The 20,204-nt window shown below is 71.1% G+C and carries 19 protein-coding genes; 10 read left to right on the top strand and 9 right to left on the bottom strand.

From position 1 onward, the window contains the following. Positions 1-14 precede the first annotated feature (14 nt). From ACKOB8_RS14065 to yczE, 7 genes are all read left to right on the top strand, one after another. A complete protein-coding gene (locus ACKOB8_RS14065; protein ID WP_526378330.1) occupies positions 15-2,234 on the top strand; it encodes a DUF6049 family protein in 2,220 nt (739 codons plus the stop codon). After that, positions 2,231-5,692 (top strand): murein biosynthesis integral membrane protein MurJ, encoded by a 3,462-nt coding sequence (gene murJ, locus ACKOB8_RS14060; RefSeq protein ID WP_526378278.1) that lies wholly within the window; start codon positions 2,231-2,233, stop codon positions 5,690-5,692. Before ACKOB8_RS14065 ends, murJ begins: the two co-directional genes overlap by 4 nt. Before the next feature lie 68 nt (positions 5,693-5,760). Beyond that, positions 5,761-6,324: an RNA polymerase sigma factor SigM gene (sigM, locus tag ACKOB8_RS14055; protein WP_526378276.1), complete on the top strand. Its 564-nt coding sequence runs from the start codon at positions 5,761-5,763 to the stop codon at positions 6,322-6,324. A 34-nt stretch (positions 6,325-6,358) separates the two neighbouring features. Next, complete coding sequence (gene trxB / locus ACKOB8_RS14050) at positions 6,359-7,369, top strand: thioredoxin-disulfide reductase (RefSeq protein WP_526378274.1); 1,011 nt, start codon at positions 6,359-6,361, stop codon at positions 7,367-7,369. Next, positions 7,366-7,698 (top strand): thioredoxin, encoded by a 333-nt coding sequence (gene trxA, locus ACKOB8_RS14045; RefSeq protein WP_526378272.1) that lies wholly within the window; start codon positions 7,366-7,368, stop codon positions 7,696-7,698. Before trxB ends, trxA begins: the two co-directional genes overlap by 4 nt. A gap of 94 nt (positions 7,699-7,792) precedes the next feature. Then, the gene (locus ACKOB8_RS14040) at positions 7,793-9,004 is read left to right on the top strand and encodes an N-acetylmuramoyl-L-alanine amidase (RefSeq protein ID WP_526378270.1); all 1,212 of its coding nucleotides are present in this window, start codon (positions 7,793-7,795) and stop codon (positions 9,002-9,004) included. Between the two features lie 19 nt (positions 9,005-9,023). Continuing rightward, entirely contained in the window at positions 9,024-9,761 is a 738-nt protein-coding gene (gene yczE, locus ACKOB8_RS14035) for a membrane protein YczE (protein ID WP_526378268.1), read from the top strand. A gap of 24 nt (positions 9,762-9,785) precedes the next feature. Here yczE and ACKOB8_RS14030 read toward each other — a convergent pair whose 3' ends face one another. From ACKOB8_RS14030 to rpmH, 9 genes are all read right to left on the bottom strand, one after another. Then, positions 9,786-10,502, bottom strand: coding sequence for an acetyltransferase (locus ACKOB8_RS14030; RefSeq protein WP_526378266.1), 717 nt, complete (start codon positions 10,500-10,502; stop codon positions 9,786-9,788). A 92-nt stretch (positions 10,503-10,594) separates the two neighbouring features. Further along, positions 10,595-11,587, bottom strand: coding sequence for a ParB/RepB/Spo0J family partition protein (locus ACKOB8_RS14025; protein ID WP_526378264.1), 993 nt, complete (start codon positions 11,585-11,587; stop codon positions 10,595-10,597). Continuing rightward, positions 11,584-12,534 (bottom strand): ParA family protein, encoded by a 951-nt coding sequence (locus ACKOB8_RS14020; RefSeq protein ID WP_526378262.1) that lies wholly within the window; start codon positions 12,532-12,534, stop codon positions 11,584-11,586. The genes ACKOB8_RS14025 and ACKOB8_RS14020 overlap by 4 nt, the downstream gene beginning before the upstream one ends. After that, positions 12,531-13,229: a 16S rRNA (guanine(527)-N(7))-methyltransferase RsmG gene (rsmG, locus tag ACKOB8_RS14015; RefSeq protein ID WP_526378260.1), complete on the bottom strand. Its 699-nt coding sequence runs from the start codon at positions 13,227-13,229 to the stop codon at positions 12,531-12,533. The genes ACKOB8_RS14020 and rsmG overlap by 4 nt, the downstream gene beginning before the upstream one ends. Positions 13,230-13,264: 35 nt before the next feature. Next, positions 13,265-13,810, bottom strand: coding sequence for a Jag family protein (locus ACKOB8_RS14010; protein WP_526378258.1), 546 nt, complete (start codon positions 13,808-13,810; stop codon positions 13,265-13,267). A gap of 22 nt (positions 13,811-13,832) precedes the next feature. After that, positions 13,833-14,927: a membrane protein insertase YidC gene (yidC, locus tag ACKOB8_RS14005; protein WP_526378256.1), complete on the bottom strand. Its 1,095-nt coding sequence runs from the start codon at positions 14,925-14,927 to the stop codon at positions 13,833-13,835. Further along, the gene (gene yidD / locus ACKOB8_RS14000; protein WP_526378254.1) at positions 14,920-15,210 is read right to left on the bottom strand and encodes a membrane protein insertion efficiency factor YidD; all 291 of its coding nucleotides are present in this window, start codon (positions 15,208-15,210) and stop codon (positions 14,920-14,922) included. The genes yidC and yidD overlap by 8 nt, the downstream gene beginning before the upstream one ends. After that, on the bottom strand, positions 15,207-15,554 hold the full coding sequence (gene rnpA / locus ACKOB8_RS13995) for a ribonuclease P protein component (protein ID WP_526378252.1): 348 nt from the start codon (positions 15,552-15,554) through the stop codon (positions 15,207-15,209). Before rnpA ends, yidD begins: the two co-directional genes overlap by 4 nt. A gap of 12 nt (positions 15,555-15,566) precedes the next feature. Next, positions 15,567-15,710: a 50S ribosomal protein L34 gene (rpmH, locus tag ACKOB8_RS13990; protein ID WP_019735309.1), complete on the bottom strand. Its 144-nt coding sequence runs from the start codon at positions 15,708-15,710 to the stop codon at positions 15,567-15,569. Between the two features lie 442 nt (positions 15,711-16,152). Here rpmH and dnaA point away from each other — a divergent pair, with 442 nt between their 5' ends. From dnaA to gnd, 3 genes are all read left to right on the top strand, one after another. Next, a complete protein-coding gene (dnaA, locus tag ACKOB8_RS13985; protein ID WP_526378250.1) occupies positions 16,153-17,682 on the top strand; it encodes a chromosomal replication initiator protein DnaA in 1,530 nt (509 codons plus the stop codon). Between the two features lie 394 nt (positions 17,683-18,076). Continuing rightward, positions 18,077-19,273 (top strand): DNA polymerase III subunit beta, encoded by a 1,197-nt coding sequence (gene dnaN, locus ACKOB8_RS13980; protein WP_526378248.1) that lies wholly within the window; start codon positions 18,077-18,079, stop codon positions 19,271-19,273. A 29-nt stretch (positions 19,274-19,302) separates the two neighbouring features. Continuing rightward, positions 19,303-20,196: a phosphogluconate dehydrogenase (NAD(+)-dependent, decarboxylating) gene (gnd, locus tag ACKOB8_RS13975; protein ID WP_526378246.1), complete on the top strand. Its 894-nt coding sequence runs from the start codon at positions 19,303-19,305 to the stop codon at positions 20,194-20,196. Positions 20,197-20,204 lie beyond the last annotated feature (8 nt).

Here is a 20,204-nt window from a genome sequence, read left to right as displayed (position 1 = left end):
CGGTGCTGCTCGCCATGCTGCTGCCGTGGGTGGCACCGCCGGCCGCCGGTGACCCGGCCGCGCCGGATTTCCTTCGGGTCCGCATCGACAGCGTCACCCCCGACATCGTCACCACCTCCAGCGAACCCGTCGTCACCGTAACCGGAACGGTGACCAACGTCGGCGACCGGCCGGTGCGCGACGTGGTGGTGCGGCTGGAGCGCGCCGCACCGGTGGAGTCCGCGCCGGCGCTGCGCACCAGCCTGGACCCGGCCGCCGGCACGCAGTTCGAGGCGGTCGGTGAATTCGCCTCCGTGGCAACAGAACTCGACCGTGGGCAGGCATCGGGTTTTCGGCTGTCGGCTCCGCTTCGCGGGGGATCCGCCGGTTCGCTCAACGTCGAGACCCCCGGCGTCTACCCGCTGCTGGTCAACCTCAACGGCACGCCCGATTACGGCGAACCGGCCCGCCTCGACGACGCCCGCTTCCTGCTGCCGGTCACCGGGGTCCCGCCCGGCGACGCCGCCGCGAACCCGCTGACCGACGCAGTCGCCCCCGACACCAGCCGCCCGGTGGCGGTGACGATGCTGTGGCCGCTCGCCGACAAGCCGCGCCTTGCCCCCGGCCAGCCGGGCGGCACCGCCCCGGTGCGGCTGATGAACGACGACCTCGCGGTGTCACTGGCCGCCGGCGGGCGGCTCGACACGCTGCTCGGGGCGGCCGAGTTCGCGACCAGCCCCGGGGCGATCGATCCGCAGAGCGGCGTCGACCGGGCGCTGTGCCTGGCGGTCGACCCCGATCTGCTGGTCACCGTCAACGCGATGACCGCCGGGTACCTGGTGTCCACCGCCCCGGACGGACTGGGGACCCAGACCCAGCCCGGCTCGGGCCAGGCCGCCGCGACGGCGTGGCTGGAGCGGTTGCGCGGCCTGGCCAGGCGGATGTGTGTGACGGCGACGCCCTACGCGCAGGCCGACCTCGGGGCGCTGCACCGGGTCGGCGATCCGGGCCTCGGTGCGGCCGCCACCGCGGGTGCCGACATCGTCGACAGCATCCTGGGGGTCGTCTCCACCCGGGGCGCCACCCTGCTCGGGGACGCGCCACTGACCGCGTCCGCCGCCGCACTGCTCGAGGGTCAGGGACCCACCGTCGTCATCACCGCCGCCGATGCGCCTGCGCCGCAACGGATCTCGCCCCAGGTCGTGGTGGCGCCGTTCGACCCGGCGGTCGGCGGCGCACTGGCCGGGGTCGGCACCGATCCGAGCCTGCCCAGCTATCTGGACCCGGCGCTGTCCGCCCCGGTCGACCGGGACTCCACGGTGGCGCGCCGCCAGGATGCCGTCGCCGCCGTGCTGTGGCGCTGCCTGCGACCCGGCGTCGAGCCGCGCGCGCAGATCCTGTTGCCGCCGCTGAAGTGGAGCCCGCAACCCGACGACGCCCGGGCGGTCCTGACCGCGATGGCCAACGCGATGCGCTCCGGGGTGGCCAGCCCGCGCCCGCTGAGCGCGCTGCTGGCCGAGACGGCGGCGGCCGCCGCCGAGCAGCCCGACCCCGGGCTGCCCACCGAGGTGCGCGGCGGCTTCGACGACGCCGTCATCGCCGCCATCACCGCTTCGCTGGGCCGGCTGGGAGGGCTGGGTGCTGCGCTGACCACCGATGCGCGCACCGGGTTGACCGGCGCCCAGTACACCGCCCCGCTGCGCGAGGACATGCTGCGGGCGCTGAGCCAGACCGAGGCGCCCGACATCCGCAACGAGCTCGCCCGCCAGCGCCTGGCGGTGGTCGGCAGAACCGTGGAGGACCTGTTCCGGGCGGTGACGGTGGTCAACCCCGGCGGGTCCTACACGCTGGCCACCGAACGCAGCGCGCTGCCGCTGGCGCTGCGCAACGACCTGGCCGTCCCGATCCGGGTGCGACTGCAGGTGGTCGCGCCGGCCGGCATGACGGTGACCGACATCGGCGAGCAGGAGGTGCCGCCGGGGTATCTGCCGCTGAAGGTGCCCGTCGAGGTCCACCTGAGCCGCCGCGTCGCCGTCGACGTCACCCTGCGCACCCCCGACGGCGTGCAGCTGGGCGAGCCGGTGCGACTGTCGGTGCACTCCAACGCCTACGGCAAGCTGTTGTTCGCGATCACCCTGGCCGGGGGAAGCGTGCTGGCGCTGCTCGTCGCGCGCCGGCTCTACCACCGCTTCCGCGGCCAGCCCGACCGCGCCGATCTCGACCGGCCCCGCCGCCCCGCGGAGATCGACGCGTGACGGCCCCGCAGGCGCCGGGCGGCCCGGTGCGCGCCGAGCTGTCCGACGCCGCGGTGGTGTCACGGTCGTGGGGCATGGCGCTGGCCACCCTGATCAGCCGGATCACCGGCTTCACCCGCATCGTGCTGCTGGCCGCGATCCTCGGCGCGGCGCTCTCGAGTGCGTTCTCGGTGGCCAACCAGTTGCCCAACATGATCGCCGCCCTGGTGCTCGAGGCCACCTTCACCGCGATCTTCGTGCCGGTGCTCGCCCGCGCCGAGCGCGACGACCCCGACGGCGGCGAGGCCTTCGTGCGGCGGCTGGTGACGCTGGCCACCACGGTGCTGCTGGTGGCCACGACGCTGTCGGTGCTCGCCGCGCCGCTGCTGGTGCGCCTCATGCTGGGCGCCGATCCCCAGGTGAACCAGCCGCTGACGACGGCCTTCGCCTACCTGCTGCTGCCGCAGGTGATCTGCTACGGCCTGTCGTCGGTGTTCATGGCAATCCTGAACACCCGCAACGTGTTCGGTCCCCCGGCGTGGGCGCCGGTGGTCAACAACATCGTCGCGATCGCCACCCTGGGGCTGTACCTGATCGTGCCCGGCGAACTGTCGGTCGACCCGGTCGAGATGGGCAACGCCAAACTTCTGGTGCTCGGGGTCGGCACCACCCTGGGGGTGGTCGCCCAGGCCGCCGTGCTGCTGATCGCCATCCGCGCCCAAGGGGTGTCGCTGCGTCCGCTGCTGGGTATCGACGAGCGTCTCAAGCGCTTCGGCGCGATGGCGGCGGCGATGGTGCTCTACGTGGTGATCAGCCAGCTCGGTCTGGTGGTGAGCAACCAGATCGCCAGCACCGCCGCGGCCTCCGGGCCGGCCATCTACAACTACACCTGGATGGTGCTGATGCTGCCGTTCGGCATCATCGGGGTGACCGTCCTGACCGTGGTGATGCCGCGACTGAGCCGCAACGCCGCCGCCGAGGACATTCCGGCGGTGCGGGCCGACCTGTCACTGGCCACCCGGCTGACCATGGTGACGCTGATCCCGGTGGTGGCGCTGATGACCGTCGGCGGCCCGGCCATCGGCAGCGCGCTGTTCGCCTACGGCAACTTCGGCGCGGTCGACGCCGGCTACCTCGGCACGGCGATCGCCCTGTCGGCGTTCACCCTGATTCCCTACGCCCTGGTGCTGCTGCAGCTGCGGGTGTTCTACGCCCGCGAGCAGCCCTGGACACCGATCCTGATCATCGTCGCGATCACCGCCACCAAGATCGCGGCGTCGCTGGCCGCCCCGCACCTGACCGCGGACCCCGAACGGGTCGCCGGCTATCTGGGCACCGCCAACGGGCTGGGGTTCCTGGTCGGCGCGATCCTCGGGCACCTGCTGCTGAGCCGCTCGCTGGGCGACCCCGGCGCGGGCCTGCTCGACGCCGGGGTCACCCGCACGATCGGGGTCACGCTGGGCGCCTCGGCGCTGGCCGCACTGAGCGCCGCGGGCCTGGATCGGCTGCTGGGGCTGTCGGCCCTGACCGCCGAGCACGGCGGCGGCGGGTCGATGCTGCGGCTGATCGTGCTGGCGGCGATCATGGCGCCGATCGTCGGCGGGGTGCTGCTGGCCGCCCGGGTGCCCGACGCCGTGGCCGCGCGGGCGGCGGTGTCGCGCCGGCTGGGCCGGGGGCGGCACGCCCCCGCGCCGGAGGTCGCGCAACCGGGTCTGCGGCCTGCGGTCACGTACCCTGATCCCGGCGGGTCGTCCGCATCCATGCAGCCCGGGAGCCCGCACGCCCGGATCGACACGGGGAAAGGACCGCAGCTGAGCGACCAGTCTCCGGGCCCTCCGCCGGGACCGACACCGGGCCCTCCGCCCGGACCACCACCGTCACCGCCGCCGCCGCCGCCGACCGAGCGGGTTCCGCGGCACGCCGCCGACGATTTCCAGCCGGACGTCCGGCCGGGTCCGGGCCCCGACATGACCGCGCCGCCGACCCGCACCGGCGCCCGCCACGCCGCCCGCGCCGAGAGCCCCCCGGTGCCCGGCGGCAGCGTGGCCGAGGGTCGCTACCGTCTGCTGGTCTTCCACGGCGGTCCGCCGGGGCTGCAGTTCTGGCAGGCCCGCGACACCGCGCTGAGCCGCCCGGTCGCACTGACCCTGATCGATCCCGACGCCGACGTCGAGGGGATTCTGGCGCGCACGCTCGCGCTCAGCCGCATCGAGCGGCCCGGCCTGGCCCGCATCCTCGACGTCACCGCCACCGGATCGGGCGGACTGGTGGTCGCGGAGTGGGTCCGCGGCGGCTCCCTCAAGGAGGTGGCCGACACCGCACCGTCGGCGCTGGGCGGCGCCCGGGCGATCCAGGCGCTGGCCGCCGCGGCCGAGGAGGCCCACGAGGCCGGGGTGGCGCTGTCCATCGACCACCCCAACCGGATCCGGGTGAGCGTCGAAGGCGACGTGGTGCTGGCCTTCCCCGCGACCACCGCGCACGCCACCCCCGAAGAGGATGTGCGCGGGATCGGCGCCGCGCTGTACGCGCTACTGGTCGACCGGTGGCCGCTGCCCGAGATCGGCACCCCCAGCGGATTGGCGCCGACCACCACCGACCCCGCGGGCGCGCCGATCGAACCGCACACCATCAACGCCGAGATCCCCTTCCAGATCTCGGCGGCCGCGGTGCGCGCGGTGCAACCGGTCGCCGGGATCCAGACCGCCGCGACGCTGGTGAACCTGCTGCGCCAGGCCACCGCCGCGGCTGATCGCACCGCCCAGCTTGAACCGTTCGACGCGGCGCCGGTCCCGCCCGCCCCGCCGCCGATCCCGCAGCCCGCGCAACCACCCGATGCCGCCGCGTTCGCGCTGCGCCGGCGCAACCTGATGATCGGCGTCGCCGCGGGCGCCGTCGTCCTGATCGTCGCGCTGGTGGTGCTGGCCTCGCTGCTCAATCGCCTCTTCGGTGACGTGGGCGGCGGCCTGCGGGGAGATCAGCTCGGGCTGAACACCACCGCGCCGACCAGCGCCACTCCGGCCGCCACCGGTGAGATCGTCAAACCCCTTGCGGCGACGGTGTTTTCGCCGGACGGCGGGGCTGACGCTCCCGAGCTGGCGGGCCGGGCGATCGACGGAGACCCGACGACGGCGTGGCCGACCGACACCTACTCCGACACCGTGCCGTTCCCCGACTTCAAGAACGGGGTGGGCCTGATGCTGCAGCTGCCGCAGCCCACCGTGGTCGGCAACGTCTCGATCACCGTCTCCAGTTCGGGCACCAAGGTGCAGATCCGGTCGGCTTCGACCCCCGACCCGGACAAGCTGGAGAGCACCCAGGAGCTGACCCCGCCGACCGAGCTCAAGCCCGGGGAGAACATCGTCGCCGTTCCCAGCGCCGCGCCTACCTCCAACCTGCTGGTGTGGATCTCCACGCTGGGCAAGACGGCCGGCAAGAACCAGGTGGACGTCTCCGAGATCACCGTGCGCGCGGCGTCCTGATCGCCAACCCACACGCCGGCGTGTGAGGTGAAGTGCCGCACCGCGGCGCGCTGGTTAGTGTCCGGGCCGTGCACAGCGCGCAGGGCCGCACCGACGCCGAGTTGCTCGCCGCCCACGCCGCCGGGGACCGGCGGGCCTTCGCGCAGTTGGTGGGCCGCCACCGCGCCGCGCTGCACCGGCTGGCCCGGCTGCGCTGCCCGACCGCCGAGGACGCCGAGGACGCGCTTCAGGACGCGCTGCTGTCGGTCCACCGCGCCGCCGGGTCCTTTCGCCGCGACGCCGCCGTCGGCAGCTGGCTGCACCGGATCGTGCTCAACGCGTGCACCGACCGGCTGCGCCGCGCGGCGCTGCGCCCGACCGCGAGCCTGCCGCCCGAGCCCGATCCGGTCGGCGACCGCAGCGGCCCGGTGGAGACCGCGATCGTGGTCCGCGGCGCCCTGATGCGGCTGCCCGCCGCGCAGCGCGCCGCCGTGCTGGCCGTGGACATGCTGGGCTACTCGGTTGCCGAGGCCGCGGCACTGCTGAACGTCGCCGAGGGGACGGTGAAGAGCCGCCGGGCCCGCGCCCGGGCGCGGCTCGCGGTCCTGCTGGCCCACCTCGGGCCCGCCGGGGAACACCCGCGCCTAGGCTGATGTTGGGTCTGGTTGATCCGCGAGAGAGGCTGGCATGTCAGAGCAGGACTTATCCGAGGCCGTCCAGGACGTGATCGTCGTGGGATCCGGCCCGGCCGGGTACACCGCGGCGATCTACGCCGCCCGCGCACAGCTGCGCCCGCTGGTGTTCGAGGGCACCTCCTTCGGCGGGGCCCTGATGACCACCACGGAGGTGGAGAACTATCCCGGTTTCCGGGCCGGCATCACCGGGCCGGAGCTGATGGACGAGATGCGCGAGCAGGCCCTGCGGTTCGGGGCCGACCTGCGCATGGAGGACGTCGAGTCGATGTCGCTGGCCGGTCCGGTCAAGGAGGTGGTGCTGTCCGGCGGGGAGACCCACCGCGCCCGCGCGGTGATCCTGGCGATGGGCGCCGCGGCGCGCTACCTCGGGGTGCCCGGCGAACAGGAACTGCTCGGCCGCGGGGTGAGCTCGTGTGCGACCTGCGACGGGTTCTTCTTCAAAGACCAGGACATCGCCGTCATCGGCGGCGGTGACTCGGCGATGGAGGAGGCCACCTTCCTGACCCGTTTCGCCCGCAGCGTCACCCTGGTGCACCGCCGCGAGGAGTTCCGGGCGTCCAAGATCATGCTGGAACGGGCCCGCGACAACGAGAAGATCACCTTCTTGACCAACACCGTGGTGGTCGCGGTCGAGGGCACGACGTCGGTCACCGGGCTGCGGGTGCGCGACGCGGCCGCCGGCGAGCAGGGTGGCGAACGGGTGCTGCCGGTCACCGGGGTGTTCGTGGCGATCGGCCACGACCCCCGTTCTGAGCTGGTGCGCGACTCCCTCGACGTCGACCCCGCGGGTTACGTGCTGGTGCGCGACCGCACCACCGCCACCTCGCTGCCGGGCGTGTTCGCCGCCGGGGACCTGGTGGACCACACCTACCGGCAGGCGATCACCGCGGCGGGCAGCGGCTGCGCGGCGGCGATCGACGCCGAACGGTGGCTGGCCGACGGGGCCGACGCGGCCGACCTGGCCGACGCGGGCGGCGCCGGCGGGCCCGGAGCACGGCGGTGAGCGAGTCCTCGGCGGCGGTGACCGTCTCTGACGACTCCTTCGCCGAGACCGTGCTGGCCAGCGACATCCCGGTGCTCGTCGACTTCTGGGCGACCTGGTGCGGACCGTGCCGGATGGTGGCGCCGGTGCTTGAGGAGATCGCCACCGAGAAGGCCGGGTCGCTGGTGGTCGCCAAGGTCGACGTCGACGCGAACCCGGCCACCGCGCGGGACTTCCAGGTGGTCTCGATCCCGACGCTGATCCTGTTCAAGGCCGGTCAGCCGGTGAAGCGGGTGGTCGGCGCCAAGAGCAAGGCGGCGTTGCTGCGCGATCTCGCCGAACACCTGTGATCCGGGCGCGCTGACGCGCGGCGGAGACGGATTCGTTACCACGGTTCGGCGCAGAGGTTTCCAGAAAGCCGACCGCTTCTGCGACAATGCTGCCATGTCGAGTCCCCCTCCCGGCGATGCGCTGCGCCGCGGGGACCGGGGGGCCGCGGTGGTCGAGATCCGCGCGGCGCTGAGCGCGCTGGGGTTGCTGGTCGGCCAGGAGGAGAACCCGTCCACCGGCAGTCAGGTGGCCCTGGACGTGTTCGACGACTCCCTCGACGAGGCGGTGCGGGCGTTCCAGCAGCAGCGCGGGCTGCTGGTCGACGGGGTCATCGGGGAGGCCACCTACCGGGCGCTGCGCGAGGCGTCCTACCGCCTCGGTGAGCGCACCCTCAACCACCAGTTCGGCGCCCCGATGTACGGCGACGACGTGGCGACGCTGCAGTCGCGGTTGCAGGAGCTCGGCTTCTACACCGGCCTGGTCGACGGCTACTTCGGGCTGACGACCCACAACGCGCTGATGTCCTATCAGCGCGACTACGGCCTGGCCCCGGACGGCATCTGCGGCCCGGAGACGCTGCGGTCGCTGTATTTCCTGAGCTCCCGGGTGACCGTCGGCTCCTCGCTGCACGCGATCCGCGAGGAGGAGATGGTCCGCCGGTCGGGTCCGCGACTGACCGGCAAGCGCATCATCATCGACCCCGGCCGCGGCGGCACCGACCACGGCCTGATCGTCCACGGCCCCGACGGCCCGATCAGTGAGGCCGACGTCCTCTGGGATCTGGCTTGCCGCCTCGAAGGCCGGATGTCGGCGATCGGCATGGACACCTTCCTGTCCCGGCCGGCGGGGCGCTGCCCGGCCGAGGCCGAACGCGCCGCGACCGCCAACGCGGTGGGTGCCGACCTGATGATCAGCCTGCGCCTCGAGCACCAGCCGGGCCCCACCGCAAGCGGTATCGCCTCGTTCTACTTCGGCAGCCCGCATGGGTCGGTGTCGACGATCGGGCGCAACCTGGCCGACTTCGTCCAGCGAGAAGTGGTGGCGCGCACCGGATTACCGGACTGCCGGACCCACGGGCGCACCTGGGATCTGCTGCGCCTGACCCGGATGCCCACCGTGCAGGTCGACCTGGGCTACATCACCACCCCGCGCGATCGGGACCTGCTGGTGACCCCCGCCTGCCGCGACGCGGTCGCCGAGGGCATCCTGGCGGCGGTCAAGCGGCTCTACCTGCTCGGCAAGAACGACCGCCCGACCGGCACGTTCACCTTCGCCGAACTGCTGGCCCACGAGAGGTCCGCCGAACAGGGCCGCTCGGCGGTCTGACGGGGACCGATCAGTCCCCGTGTCCCTGCGCGAGATGTGGCGGCGCGAGATATGGCAGCGGATCGTGCCCTCGCGCACGATTCCGCACACGCGGTGGCGCAGTGAAGGATCGCGGTGGCGAACCCGCCCGTCCACCTTCGTCATTCTTGTCCTGGGCCTGTGGCTCTTCGGCACCGGCGAGGCGCTGCTCGTGGACGCCGGCCTGGGTAACGCGCCCTGGACGGTTCTGGCCCAAGGCATCTCGCTGCGGAGCGGTATGCCCATCGGGGTCACCACTTTCTTGATCAGCGTGATCGTGCTGCTGCTGTGGATTCCCCTGCGTGAACGCCTGGGTCTTGGCACCGTCGCGAACGCGATCGTCATCGCGGTGGCACTGCAGGTCATGATCACGGTGCTGCCCACGCCGACCGGTCTTGGCGGGCGCCTGGTTCAGCTCGCCGTCGGCATTGCCTGCGTCGGCGCGGGAAGCGGGCTCTACCTCACCACCAATCTCGGACCCGGTGCGCGCGACGGTCTGATGACCGGGATCCATGAGCGCACCGGCATCGCCGTCACCCCGGTGCGCCTGAGCATCGAGGTGGTCGTGCTGGCGATCGGCTGGGCACTGGGCGGCACCGTAGGCATCGGCACGCTTGCTTTCGCTGTGCTCATCGGCCCGTCCGTCGGCTACGCCCTGCGCCTGGTGGGGTGGTTGGCCGGCGCCGACGGCGCGGTGCTTGCCGACGACGACGGTCCGCATCCCGAGCTTGAGGCCTAGGGCCGCGCTGTTCGGTGCTGCTCGCTAGGCCGGCGCCGCGGCCGGCTGGCGCAGCTGTTCGCTTTCCAGCAGCCGGTCCAGCGCCGCCTCCACGGCCGCCTTCCAGCCCAGTCCCCGGTCGAGTTCCAGCCGCAGCCGGGGGAAGTAGGGGTGCGGGGCGACGACGGTGAAGCCCATGCTCTGCAGGAAGTCCGCGTCGATCATGCACAGCTCGAAGGAGCATTCCCCCAGCGCCTCGATGGCCGGTTGCAGCTCGGCGATCTCCACGCTGGCCAGATCGGCGGCTTCGGGCGTGCGGCCGAAGGCCTCCAGCGCCCGCACCCCGCGGCGCACCAGTTCGGTGATCACCGCCGCGACCAGTCCGCGCAAGAGGTCCTCGGGCTGGCCGGGTTCCACGCCCAGCGCGGTGAGCAGGACCGCGTCCGGGCTGACCGGCCCGGTGGGGAAGCGCTGGGACCGCGGCACCGCCCGCGGCGGCGCGTAGAAGGCGTAGCCCAGGCAGGGGCGGTCCTCGCCGTCGTCCGCCCGGTCGGGGTCGGGCGCGGTTTCGGCGACCTGCCCGCAGGACCCCCACTCCAGCATGACCATCGACAGCCAGGCTTCCTTCTCGAACTCCGGGTCGGGCAGCTGGCGGCCGTCGCCGACGGTCTCCGGGTCGACCTCCCAGAACACGCAGCGGCGGGCGTGTTTGGGCAGCTGCTCGAAGCCCTCGAGCCGCAGCGGCCGGATCCGGGCCGACACTACGCCCCGAGCCCACCCGGGTGTTCGCGCGAAATGCGTTGCACCCCTTGGCTTTTCGGCTTATCCGCTACGTGCGCCATCGCATCGGCCCGCTATCCGCGATCCATCAGGCCCACGATGCGCTGCAGGTCCTCGACCGAGCCGAACTCGATCACGATCTTTCCCTTGCGCCGGCCCAGGCTCACCCGCACCCGGGTGTCGTAGGCGCCGGAGAGCCGCTCGGCGATGTCCTGAAGACCCGGCATCTGGATCGGCTTGCGGCGCGGCGCGGCGGGCTTCTCGTCGCCCCGGTTGGCCAGGGTCACCGCCTCCTCGGTGGCCCGCACCGACAACCCCTCGGCGACGATCCGGGCCGCGAGTTCCTCCTGGGCCTCCGGGCCACCCTCCAAGGCCAGCAGCGCCCGCGCGTGCCCGGCCGACAGCACGCCGGCGGCCACCCGCCGCTGCACCGGGATCGGCAGCCGCAGCAGCCGGATCATGTTGGAGATCACCGGGCGCGAGCGCCCGATCCGGCCCGCCAGTTCCTCGTGGGTGACGTCGAACTCGTCGAGCAGCTGCTGATAGGCGGCCGCCTCCTCCAGCGGATTGAGCTGGGCGCGGTGGATGTTCTCCAGCAGCGCGTCGCGCAGCAGATGGCCGTCGCTGGTCTCGCGCACGATCGCCGGGATGGTCGCCAGCCCGGCCTGCTGGGCAGCCCGCCAGCGCCGCTCCCCCATCACCAACTGGTAGCGCCGCCCGGCCGGTTCGGCCCCGTCGGCCGGCGCCTCTCCTGCTTCCCTGACGACTTCCCTGACCACGACGGGCTGCATGAGCCCGAATTCGCGGATCGAGTGGACCAGCTCGGCCAGGGCGTCCTCATCGAAGACCTGGCGGGGCTGGCGCGGATTGGGCTCGATCTGGGCGGGGTCGATCTCCCGGTAGACCGCACCCACACCGGCGTCGGAGGCCGGCCCGCCGGTCCCCCCGCCGATGACGACGTCGGCCGCCGAGTCGCCCATCCGGGGGCCGCCGTCGGCGGGTCCGGTGGGGATCAGCGATGCCAGCCCGCGGCCGAGGCCGCCCCGGCGCCGTGACTGCTGGGTCATGACTGTCCTTCCTGCGATGCCGGTTCCGCCCGCAGCGTCATTTCGCGACTGGCGTCGAGATAGCTCATCGCCCCGCGCGAACCCGGGTCGTAGTCGATGATCGTCATGCTGTACCCGGGTGCCTCGGACACCTTAACGCTGCGGGGGATCACCGTGCGCAACACCTTCTCGCCGAAGTAACGGCGCACCTCGACCGCCACCTGATCGGCGAGCTTGGTCCGGCCGTCGTACATGGTCAGGATGACGGTGCTCACCGACAGCCGGGGATTGAGGTGGGCCCGGACCATCTCGATGTTCTTCATCAGCTGCGACACGCCCTCCAGCGCGTAGTACTCGCACTGGATCGGGATCAGCACCTCGGCGGCGGCCACCAGCGCATTGATCGTGAGCAGGCCCAGCGAGGGCGGGCAGTCGATGAACACGTAGTCGAAGTCGGTCCGGTCCAGCTCGGCCAGCGCGTTGCGCAGCCGGTTCTCCCGCGCGACCAGGCTCACCAGCTCGATCTCGGCGCCGGCCAGGTCGATGGTGGCGGGCACGCAGAACAGGCGCTCGCTGTGCGGGCTCGGCCGGATGGCCGCCTGCAGCGAGATCTCGCCCAGCAGCACCTCGTAGGACGACGGGGTTCCGGAGTGGCGCTCGGAGATGCCCAGCGCCGTGCTGGCGTTGCCCTGCGGATCGAGGTCGATCACCAGGGTCTTGAGCCCCTGGACCGCCAGCGCCGCAGCCATATTGACCGCGGTCGTGGTCTTGCCGACGCCGCCCTTCTGGTTGGCGACGGTCAGCACACGCCGGTGGGCCGGGCGGCGCAGCTGTCCGGCGGCGGTGTGCAGAACACGCATCGCGCGCTCGGCCGCCGCCGCGATCGGGGTATCGGTGTCGTCCGGGAGCCGGTGTCCGGTTTCACGTGAAACACCGGGGGCGGCGCCTGCCGGCGGTTCGCCGTTCATGGCCGTCTCCTCTCCGGTGCCCGTTTCGCCGGGCGGGCCCGGCCCTTTCGCGCCACCACCACGATCGCCGGCGGGTTCGGGTCGTGCCCACATCTCACCACTTCGATGCCGCTCGCGCCTAGAGCTGTCATCCGGGTCCTGGCCGCGTCGGCCTCCGCCTCGGCCCGCTCTCCCTTCACGGCCAGCATCACACCCCCGGCGCGCAACAGCGGCAGACTCCAGCGGGTCAGCCTGTCCAGATCGGCGACCGCCCGGGAGACCACCGCGTCCGACCCGGCGAGCCGGGCGCGCACCTCGGGGTCCTCCGCCCTGCCACGCAGGACTTCGACCAACGGGCGGCCCCCGCCCGCCAGCTCCCCCAGCTCGTCGCGGGCCATCTGCAGAAAGTCGGTCCGCCGGCGCATCGACTCCACCAGCGTCACCCGGAGGTCCGGGCGGGCGATCGCCAGCGGCAGCCCCGGGAGTCCGGCGCCGCTGCCGATGTCCACCACCGTGGAGCCCGGCGGGATGAGTTCGGCGACTGCGGCGCTATTGAGGATGTGGCGCTCCCAAATCCGGTCCACCTCTCTGGGCCCGATCAGACCCCACTCCACCCCCGGGCCGGCCAACAGGTCGGCGTACCCGCGGGCGAGGCCCAGCCGGGCGCCGAAGACGTCCTGCGCCTCCGGCGGCGGCTCCGGGGCGGCCTGTTTCACGTGAAACACTCCGCCATAACTACATGCCTGTAACTTCAGGCCTTCAGGACCACGACGCGCCGCGAGGGCTCCACGCCCTCGCTCTCGCTGCGCACCCCGGGCACCTCGGCCACCGCGTCGTGGACGATCTTGCGCTCGAAGGGCGTCATCGGGGCCAGTTCCTCGCGGTCCCCGGTCTCCTGCACGCGCCGGGCCACCTTGTCGCCCACGGCGGACAGCTCGTCGCGGCGGCGCCGTCGCCAGCCCGCGATGTCGAGCATCAGCCGGCTGCGTTCGCCGGTCTTCTGGTGCACCGCCAGTCTGGTCAGCTCCTGCAGCGCGTCGAGCACCTCCCCGCGGCGGCCCACCAGTTTGTTCAGGTCGCCGCCGCCGTCGATGCTGACCACCGCCCGGTCGCCCTCGACGTCGAGGTCGATGTCGCCGTCGTAATCGAGCACGTCGAGCAGTTCCTCCAGGTAATCCCCGGCGATCTCGCCCTCGGCGACCAGGCGTTCCTCCTGGTCAGCGCCCTTTGGGCGGCGCCGCGGGGCATCTGCGTCGGTGTCGTCGGTGGTCTGGTCCTCTGCGTGGGTTTCAGTCACTGCGGTATCTCCTTCTCCCCGGTCAACGTTTGCGTTTCTTGGGCCGCGACCCCGGACGCGGCGTGCGGTTGGGTGGGCGCGCCCCTGCGGCGGGGGAGGCGGGGGCCGCGTCGGGCACGGCATCGGAGCCCGCGTCGGTGGCGGCGGCGGCGTCTGGCTCCCCGTCCGCCTGGCCGTTGGTATCGGCTGCCGCCGCGGCGTTCTTGCCGGCGCGTTTGGGCTTGGCGCCGGGGGCCGGGGCGTTGGCCGATCGCCGCGCTTGGGCCTCCTCCTTCTTGGCCTCCTCCTCGCGGGCGATCCTGCCGAACACGATGTGCTGCTGGCCGAAGGTCCAGATGTTGTTGGAGACCCAGTAGATGATGATCGCGATCGGCAGGAACGGTCCGCCGACGATCACCCCGAGCGGAAACACATACAGCGCAAGCTTATTCATCAGCGCGGTCTGCGGATTGGCCGCGGCTTCGGGACTCTGGCGGGAGATGGACGCCCGGCTGTTGAAGTAGGTCGCGATCCCGGCGAGGATCATCAGCGGCACCGACACCGCCGCCACCGCCGGGCGGCTGAACTCGGTGAAGGCCTCCAGGCCATGCTGCTGGGTGAGCGCGGCACCGATCGGCGCGCCGAACAGGTGGGCGTCGAGGAAATGCCCGACGTCGGCCGGGCTGAAGAAGTAGTTGGCCAGAGACCGGTTCTCCTCCACCGACAGACCCAGCCGGCCGAAGCCGGTCTGGGTCCGGTTGAACGACATCAGCACGTGGTAGAGACCCAGGAAGACCGGGATCTGGGCGAGCATCGGCAGACACCCCAGGATCGGGTTGAAGCCGTGCTCGCGCTGAAGCTTCTGCATCTCCAGCGCCATGCGCTGGCGGTCCTTGCCATACTTCTTCTGCAGCGCCTTGATCTGGGGTTGCAGTTCCTGCATCTGGCGCGTCGTACGGATTTGCCGGACGAACGGTTTGTAAAGCAAGATTCGCAGGCTGAACACCAGAAACATCACCGAGAGCGCCCAGGCGAAAAAGTTGCTGGGGCCGAGGATCAGGGCGAACAGTTTGTACCAGAGCCACATGATGCCCGACACCGGGTAATAGACCAGGTCCAGGCTGAGCCAGTTAAACATGGGCGCTGGTGACCTCCGGGTGGTGTGGGTGCGGAGCCCGCTCGGGGATCGGGTCCCAGCCGCCGCGATGCCACGGGCCGCACTTGGCCAGCCGGACCACGGCCAGCCAGGTGCCGCGCAGTGCGCCGTATTCGCCCAGCGCCTCGACCGCGTACTGACTGCACGTCGGCATGAACCGGCACGACGGCAGCCGCAGCGGCGAGATCATGGTGCGGTACACCTCGATCAGCGCGATCAGCGCCCGCGCCGCCCAGCGCCTCGGCGCGATGGTGCCGCTGCTCATCGGTCACGCTCCATCAATTCATGGGCTTTCCGCAGCGCCAGCCGCAGCTCTTCGCGCAGTCTCGCGGTCAGCGCATCCCGGCTCCCGGGCAGGGCGCGAACGACGATGCGGTCGCCGGTTTCCAGGTCACTGACGACGGTACGCGCGGCGTGGCGCAGCCGTCGGACCACCCGGTTGCGCTCAACCGCGCCACCCACGGATTTGCCGACGACGAAACCGATTTGGGGCCCGCCGCTGTCCCGGCGGGCGTGTACGACGATGTCCGGTTGCGCGGCGCGCACCCCGTGCTTGACGGTGGCAGCAAACTCCGCAGATCGCGTCATCCGGTTCTGAGCCGGTAGCACGTCGCAGCGCCGTCAGGCGGTCAGCGAGCGACGGCCCTTGCGGCGGCGGCCGGAGACGATGGCCCGGCCGGCCCGGGTCCGCATCCGCAACCGAAAGCCGTGCACCCGGGCCCGGCGCCGGTTGTTCGGCTGGAACGTCCGCTTACCCTTGGCCACGGTTCTCTCCTCGTCGCATGACGGCGGCCGAACCCCTGCGGGAACCTCGGCTGCCGGTGAGCTTCGCTGTAGCCGGCGCGGTCCCGGGTGACCCGGTCGCTGCCGTATCGCCGACTTTCGGGCGACCCTAGCAGCGTACTGAGGTCGCTTGCGCAGGTCAAACCGCCTCGGCCGGTGCCCCGGAGAGCCCGCGCCGCGGTCCGCGCGCCGAACGTGAACCGGCCGGTGACAGCGGCTGTCGAGCGGGTGACGGCCACGTCGCTGGGGAATAAACCGGATTCGGTTTTCCCCGCGGTCCAATCCTCGCTATGCTGCGGCGCGAGGACGGCGACGCGGGGAGAGCTCCCCGGCTTTCTGCACACCTGTGGATAACTGTGTGGACAGGTCAGCGTTGGTCTTCCGCACCTGATCAGCCCGATGCCCAGGGGGGGGGATTCCGTCGTTGACCGATGACCCCGCCCCCGACTTTGTCTCTGTGTGGGGCTCGGTGGTGGCCGAACTCCACGGAGAGACCGACGGGTACTCGTTTGTTGCCGACGCCGATCCGCTGACCCCCCAGCAAAGAGCCTGGTTGAAGCTGGTGCGGCCGTTGACGATCGCTGAAGGGTTCGCGCTGCTGTCGGTCCCGAGCCTGTTCGTGCAGAACGAGATCGAGCGCCACCTGCGCAATCCCATCATCGACGCGCTGAGCCGGCGGCTCGGCCAGCGCGTTGAACTGGGCGTTCGCATCGATCCCCAGTCCGGCCTGGACGGAGCGCCGGCCGACTCCGGCACCGAGCTCAACGGCCTGGGTGACTTCGGCGAACGCTATGGCGACGAGCGTGATCCCGACGACGACGACGAGGTCGACGAGGACAGCGAAGCGCTGGCCAGCGTCCGGGAGAACTGGCCGAACTACTTCTCGGCCCGCGCGGCCGCCGAGGTCACCGCGCAGAGCGCCAGCACCAGCCTCAATCGCCGCTACACCTTCGACACGTTCATCATCGGGGCGTCCAACCGGTTCGCGCACGCCGCGGCGCTGGCCATCGCCGAGTCCCCGGCCCGGGCCTACAACCCGCTGTTCATCTGGGGGGAGTCCGGCCTGGGCAAGACCCATCTGCTGCACGCCGCGGGCAACTACGCCCAGCGGCTGTTCCCGGGGATGCGGGTCAAGTACGTCTCCACCGAGGAGTTCACCAACGACTTCATCAACTCGCTGCGCGACGACCGCCGCGACGCCTTCAAACGCAGCTACCGCGACACCGACGTGCTTCTGGTGGACGACATCCAATTCATCGAGGGCAAGGAAGGCATCCAGGAGGAGTTCTTCCACACCTTCAACACCCTGCACAACGCCAACAAGCAGATCGTCATCTCCTCCGACCGCCCGCCCAAGCAGCTGGCCACTCTGGAGGACCGGTTGCGGACGCGGTTCGAGTGGGGCCTGATCACCGATGTCCAGCCACCGGAGCTGGAGACCCGTATCGCCATCCTGCGCAAAAAAGCCCAGGTGGAACGGCTCGCGGTGCCCGATGACGTGCTGGAGTTGATCGCCAGCCGGGTCGAGCGCAACATCCGCGAACTCGAGGGCGCGCTGATCCGGGTCACCGCGTTCGCGTCGCTGAACAAAGCGCCGATCAACATCTCCGTCGCTGAGGTGGTGCTGCGCGACCTCATGGCCGACGCCGGCGCCGCACACATCAGTGCCGCGATGATCATGTCGGCGACCGCCGAGTATTTCGACACCACCGTGGAAGAACTGCGCGGGCCCGGCAAGACCCGCGCCCTGGCGCAGTCGCGGCAGATCGCGATGTACCTGTGCCGCGAACTCACCGACCTCTCACTGCCCAAGATCGGCCAGGCCTTCGGGCGCGACCACACAACGGTGATGTACGCGCAGAAGAAGATCCTCAACGAGATGGCCTACCGCCACGAGGTCTTCGATCACGTCACCGAACTGACCAACCGCGTTCGACAGCGCTCCAAGCGCTGAGACGTGTGGACAACCCGGGGGATAACGTCCCCCGGCTGTCGACCGCCATCCCCAGCCCGGTGCAGAATCGGCGCGATCCCCACACCCACCGACCACTCGGCGGACAATAATCCACAAATGATTCACACCCCCACGGCCGGTGTGACCAGCAGTGTCACGCGGTTATCCACAGCCTCCACAGCCCCTACTACTACTGCTGTTATCTCAAGAATTCCTTCCTTTAAAAGACGGCCGTGGGGATGAGTGTGGGCCGGCGACCCGGAGAGCAACCGGCCGTGTCACCCTCGCTGTTTAGCCTTCATGCCACGGACCGACGCTCTACCGTGGCGGGTACACCGTCGGAAAACTCAGCGCCGGTCATTCACCCTTGGGCGACGAAGGGACAACGAGGTTTATGGGCACGGTGACCACCGGAATCGGTGCCGGCGTGAAGTTCCGGCTGTCTCGAGACGACTTCGCCGATGCGGTGGCCTGGGCGGCGCGCAGCCTTCCGGCCCGCCCCACCAACCCGGTGCTGGCCGGTGTTTTGATCACCGCATCCGAGGACGGCCTGACGATCGCCAGTTATGACTACGACGTCTCCGGTGAGGTGCAGGTTCCGGCCGAAATCGCTTCCACGGGAACGGTTTTGGTGTCCGGAAGGCTGCTCTCCGATATCACCCGGGCGCTGCCGGCAAAGCCGGTCGAAGTCGGGGTGGACGGCAGCAGAGTGCTGTTGACCTGCGGAAACGCCAGGTTCTCTCTGCCGGCGATGCCGGTTGAGGACTATCCGTCGCTGCCGGCGCTGCCCGCCGAGACCGGCTTGATCCCGGCGGATCTGTTCGCCGAGGCCGTCGGCCAGGTCGCGGTGGCCGCCGGCCGCGATGACACCCTGCCCATGCTGACCGGGATCCGGGTGGAGATCTCCGACGACAAGGTGGTGCTGGCGGCGACTGACCGCTTCCGCCTGGCGGTGCGTGAGCTGAACTGGTCGACCCCGTCGGCGGTGGAGGCGGCGGTTTTGGTCCCGGCGCGCACCTTGGCCGAGGCGGCCAAGGCGGTCAGCCCCGGCGCCGATGTGCATCTGGCGCTGGGAACCGGTGCGGATGTGGGTGAGCAAAAACTGCTCGGCATCCGCAGTGCGGGCAAGCGCAGCACCACGCGGCTGCTCGATGCCGAATTCCCGAAGTTCCGCCAACTGCTGCCCACTGAGCACACCGCGTTGGCCACCGTCGGGGTGGCCGAACTGACCGAGGCCATCAAACGCGTCGCCCTGGTGGCCGACCGGGGTGCTCAGGTGCGGATGACCTTCGCCGAGGGCGTGCTGCAACTGTCGGCGGGCGGCGCTGACGGGGTCGGGGTCGCCGAGGAGGACCTTCCGGTCGATTTCGCCGGCGAACCACTGACCATCGCCTTCAACCCCACCTACCTCACCGACGGGCTGGCCTCCCTGCACAGCGACAAGGTGGCGTTCGGGTTCACCACCGCCAGCAGGCCCGCCGTGCTGCGCCCGGTTGGCGACGCCGACACCGAGACCTCGGGCGCGGGGCCGTTCCCGGCTGTTCACACTGATTACGTATACCTGCTGATGCCGGTCCGGCTGCCGGGCTGACCGGCACACCTTCGAGAGAGAGGCCAGCGATGCAACTCGGTCTGGTGGGCTTGGGCAAAATGGGCTTCAACATGCGCCAACGGTTGCGCGAAGCGGGCCACGACGTGGTCGGTTTCGACCCGCGCCCGGAGGTGTCCGACGTCCCGACGCTGGCCGCACTGGCCGAAGCGCTCACTCCGCCGCGGGCGGTGTGGGTGATGGTGCCCTCCGGGCCGATCACCAACGAGACGATCGTCGGGCTTGCCGATGTGCTGAGCAAAGGCGACCTGGTGGTCGATGGCGGCAACTCCCGCTACACCGAAGACCAACCGCACGCCGACCTGCTGGGCGCGCGCGGCATCGGGTTCGTCGATGCGGGGGTGTCCGGCGGTATCTGGGGGCTCACCGAGGGCTACGGGCTGATGGTCGGCGGCAGTGACGCCGACATCGCCAGGCTGATGCCGATCTTTGATGCGCTGCGCCCGCCGGGTGACCCCGCCGACGGCTTCGTGCACGCCGGCCCGGTCGGAGCGGGGCACTACGCGAAAATGGTGCACAACGGCATCGAGTACGGACTGATGATGGCCTACGCCGAGGGCTATGAACTGCTCGCCGCCGAACCGCTGATCACCGACACCCAGGCGGTCATCCAGGCCTGGACCAACGGCACCGTGGTCCGGTCGTGGCTGCAGCAGTTGCTGGCCAGGGCGCTGAAGGAAGATCCCGGCTTCACCGACATCTCCGGCTACACCGAGGACTCCGGGGAAGGCCGCTGGACCGTCGAGGAGGCCATCCACCACCGGGTGCCGATGCCGGTGATCGCGGCGTCGCTGTTCGCCCGGTTCGCGTCCCGCCAGGAGGACTCGCCCACCATGAAGGCGGTCTCGGCGCTGCGCAACCAGTTCGGCGGCCACGCGGTCAAGCGGGTTCCGCTGTCCGGATAACCGTCCCG

It is taken from the genome of Mycobacterium sp. (assembly GCF_046091765.1).
GTDB lineage: Bacteria > Actinomycetota > Actinomycetes > Mycobacteriales > Mycobacteriaceae > Mycobacterium.
Note: the sequence above shows the minus strand (reverse complement) of the source record. Positions and strands in the feature narration are given on the sequence as shown.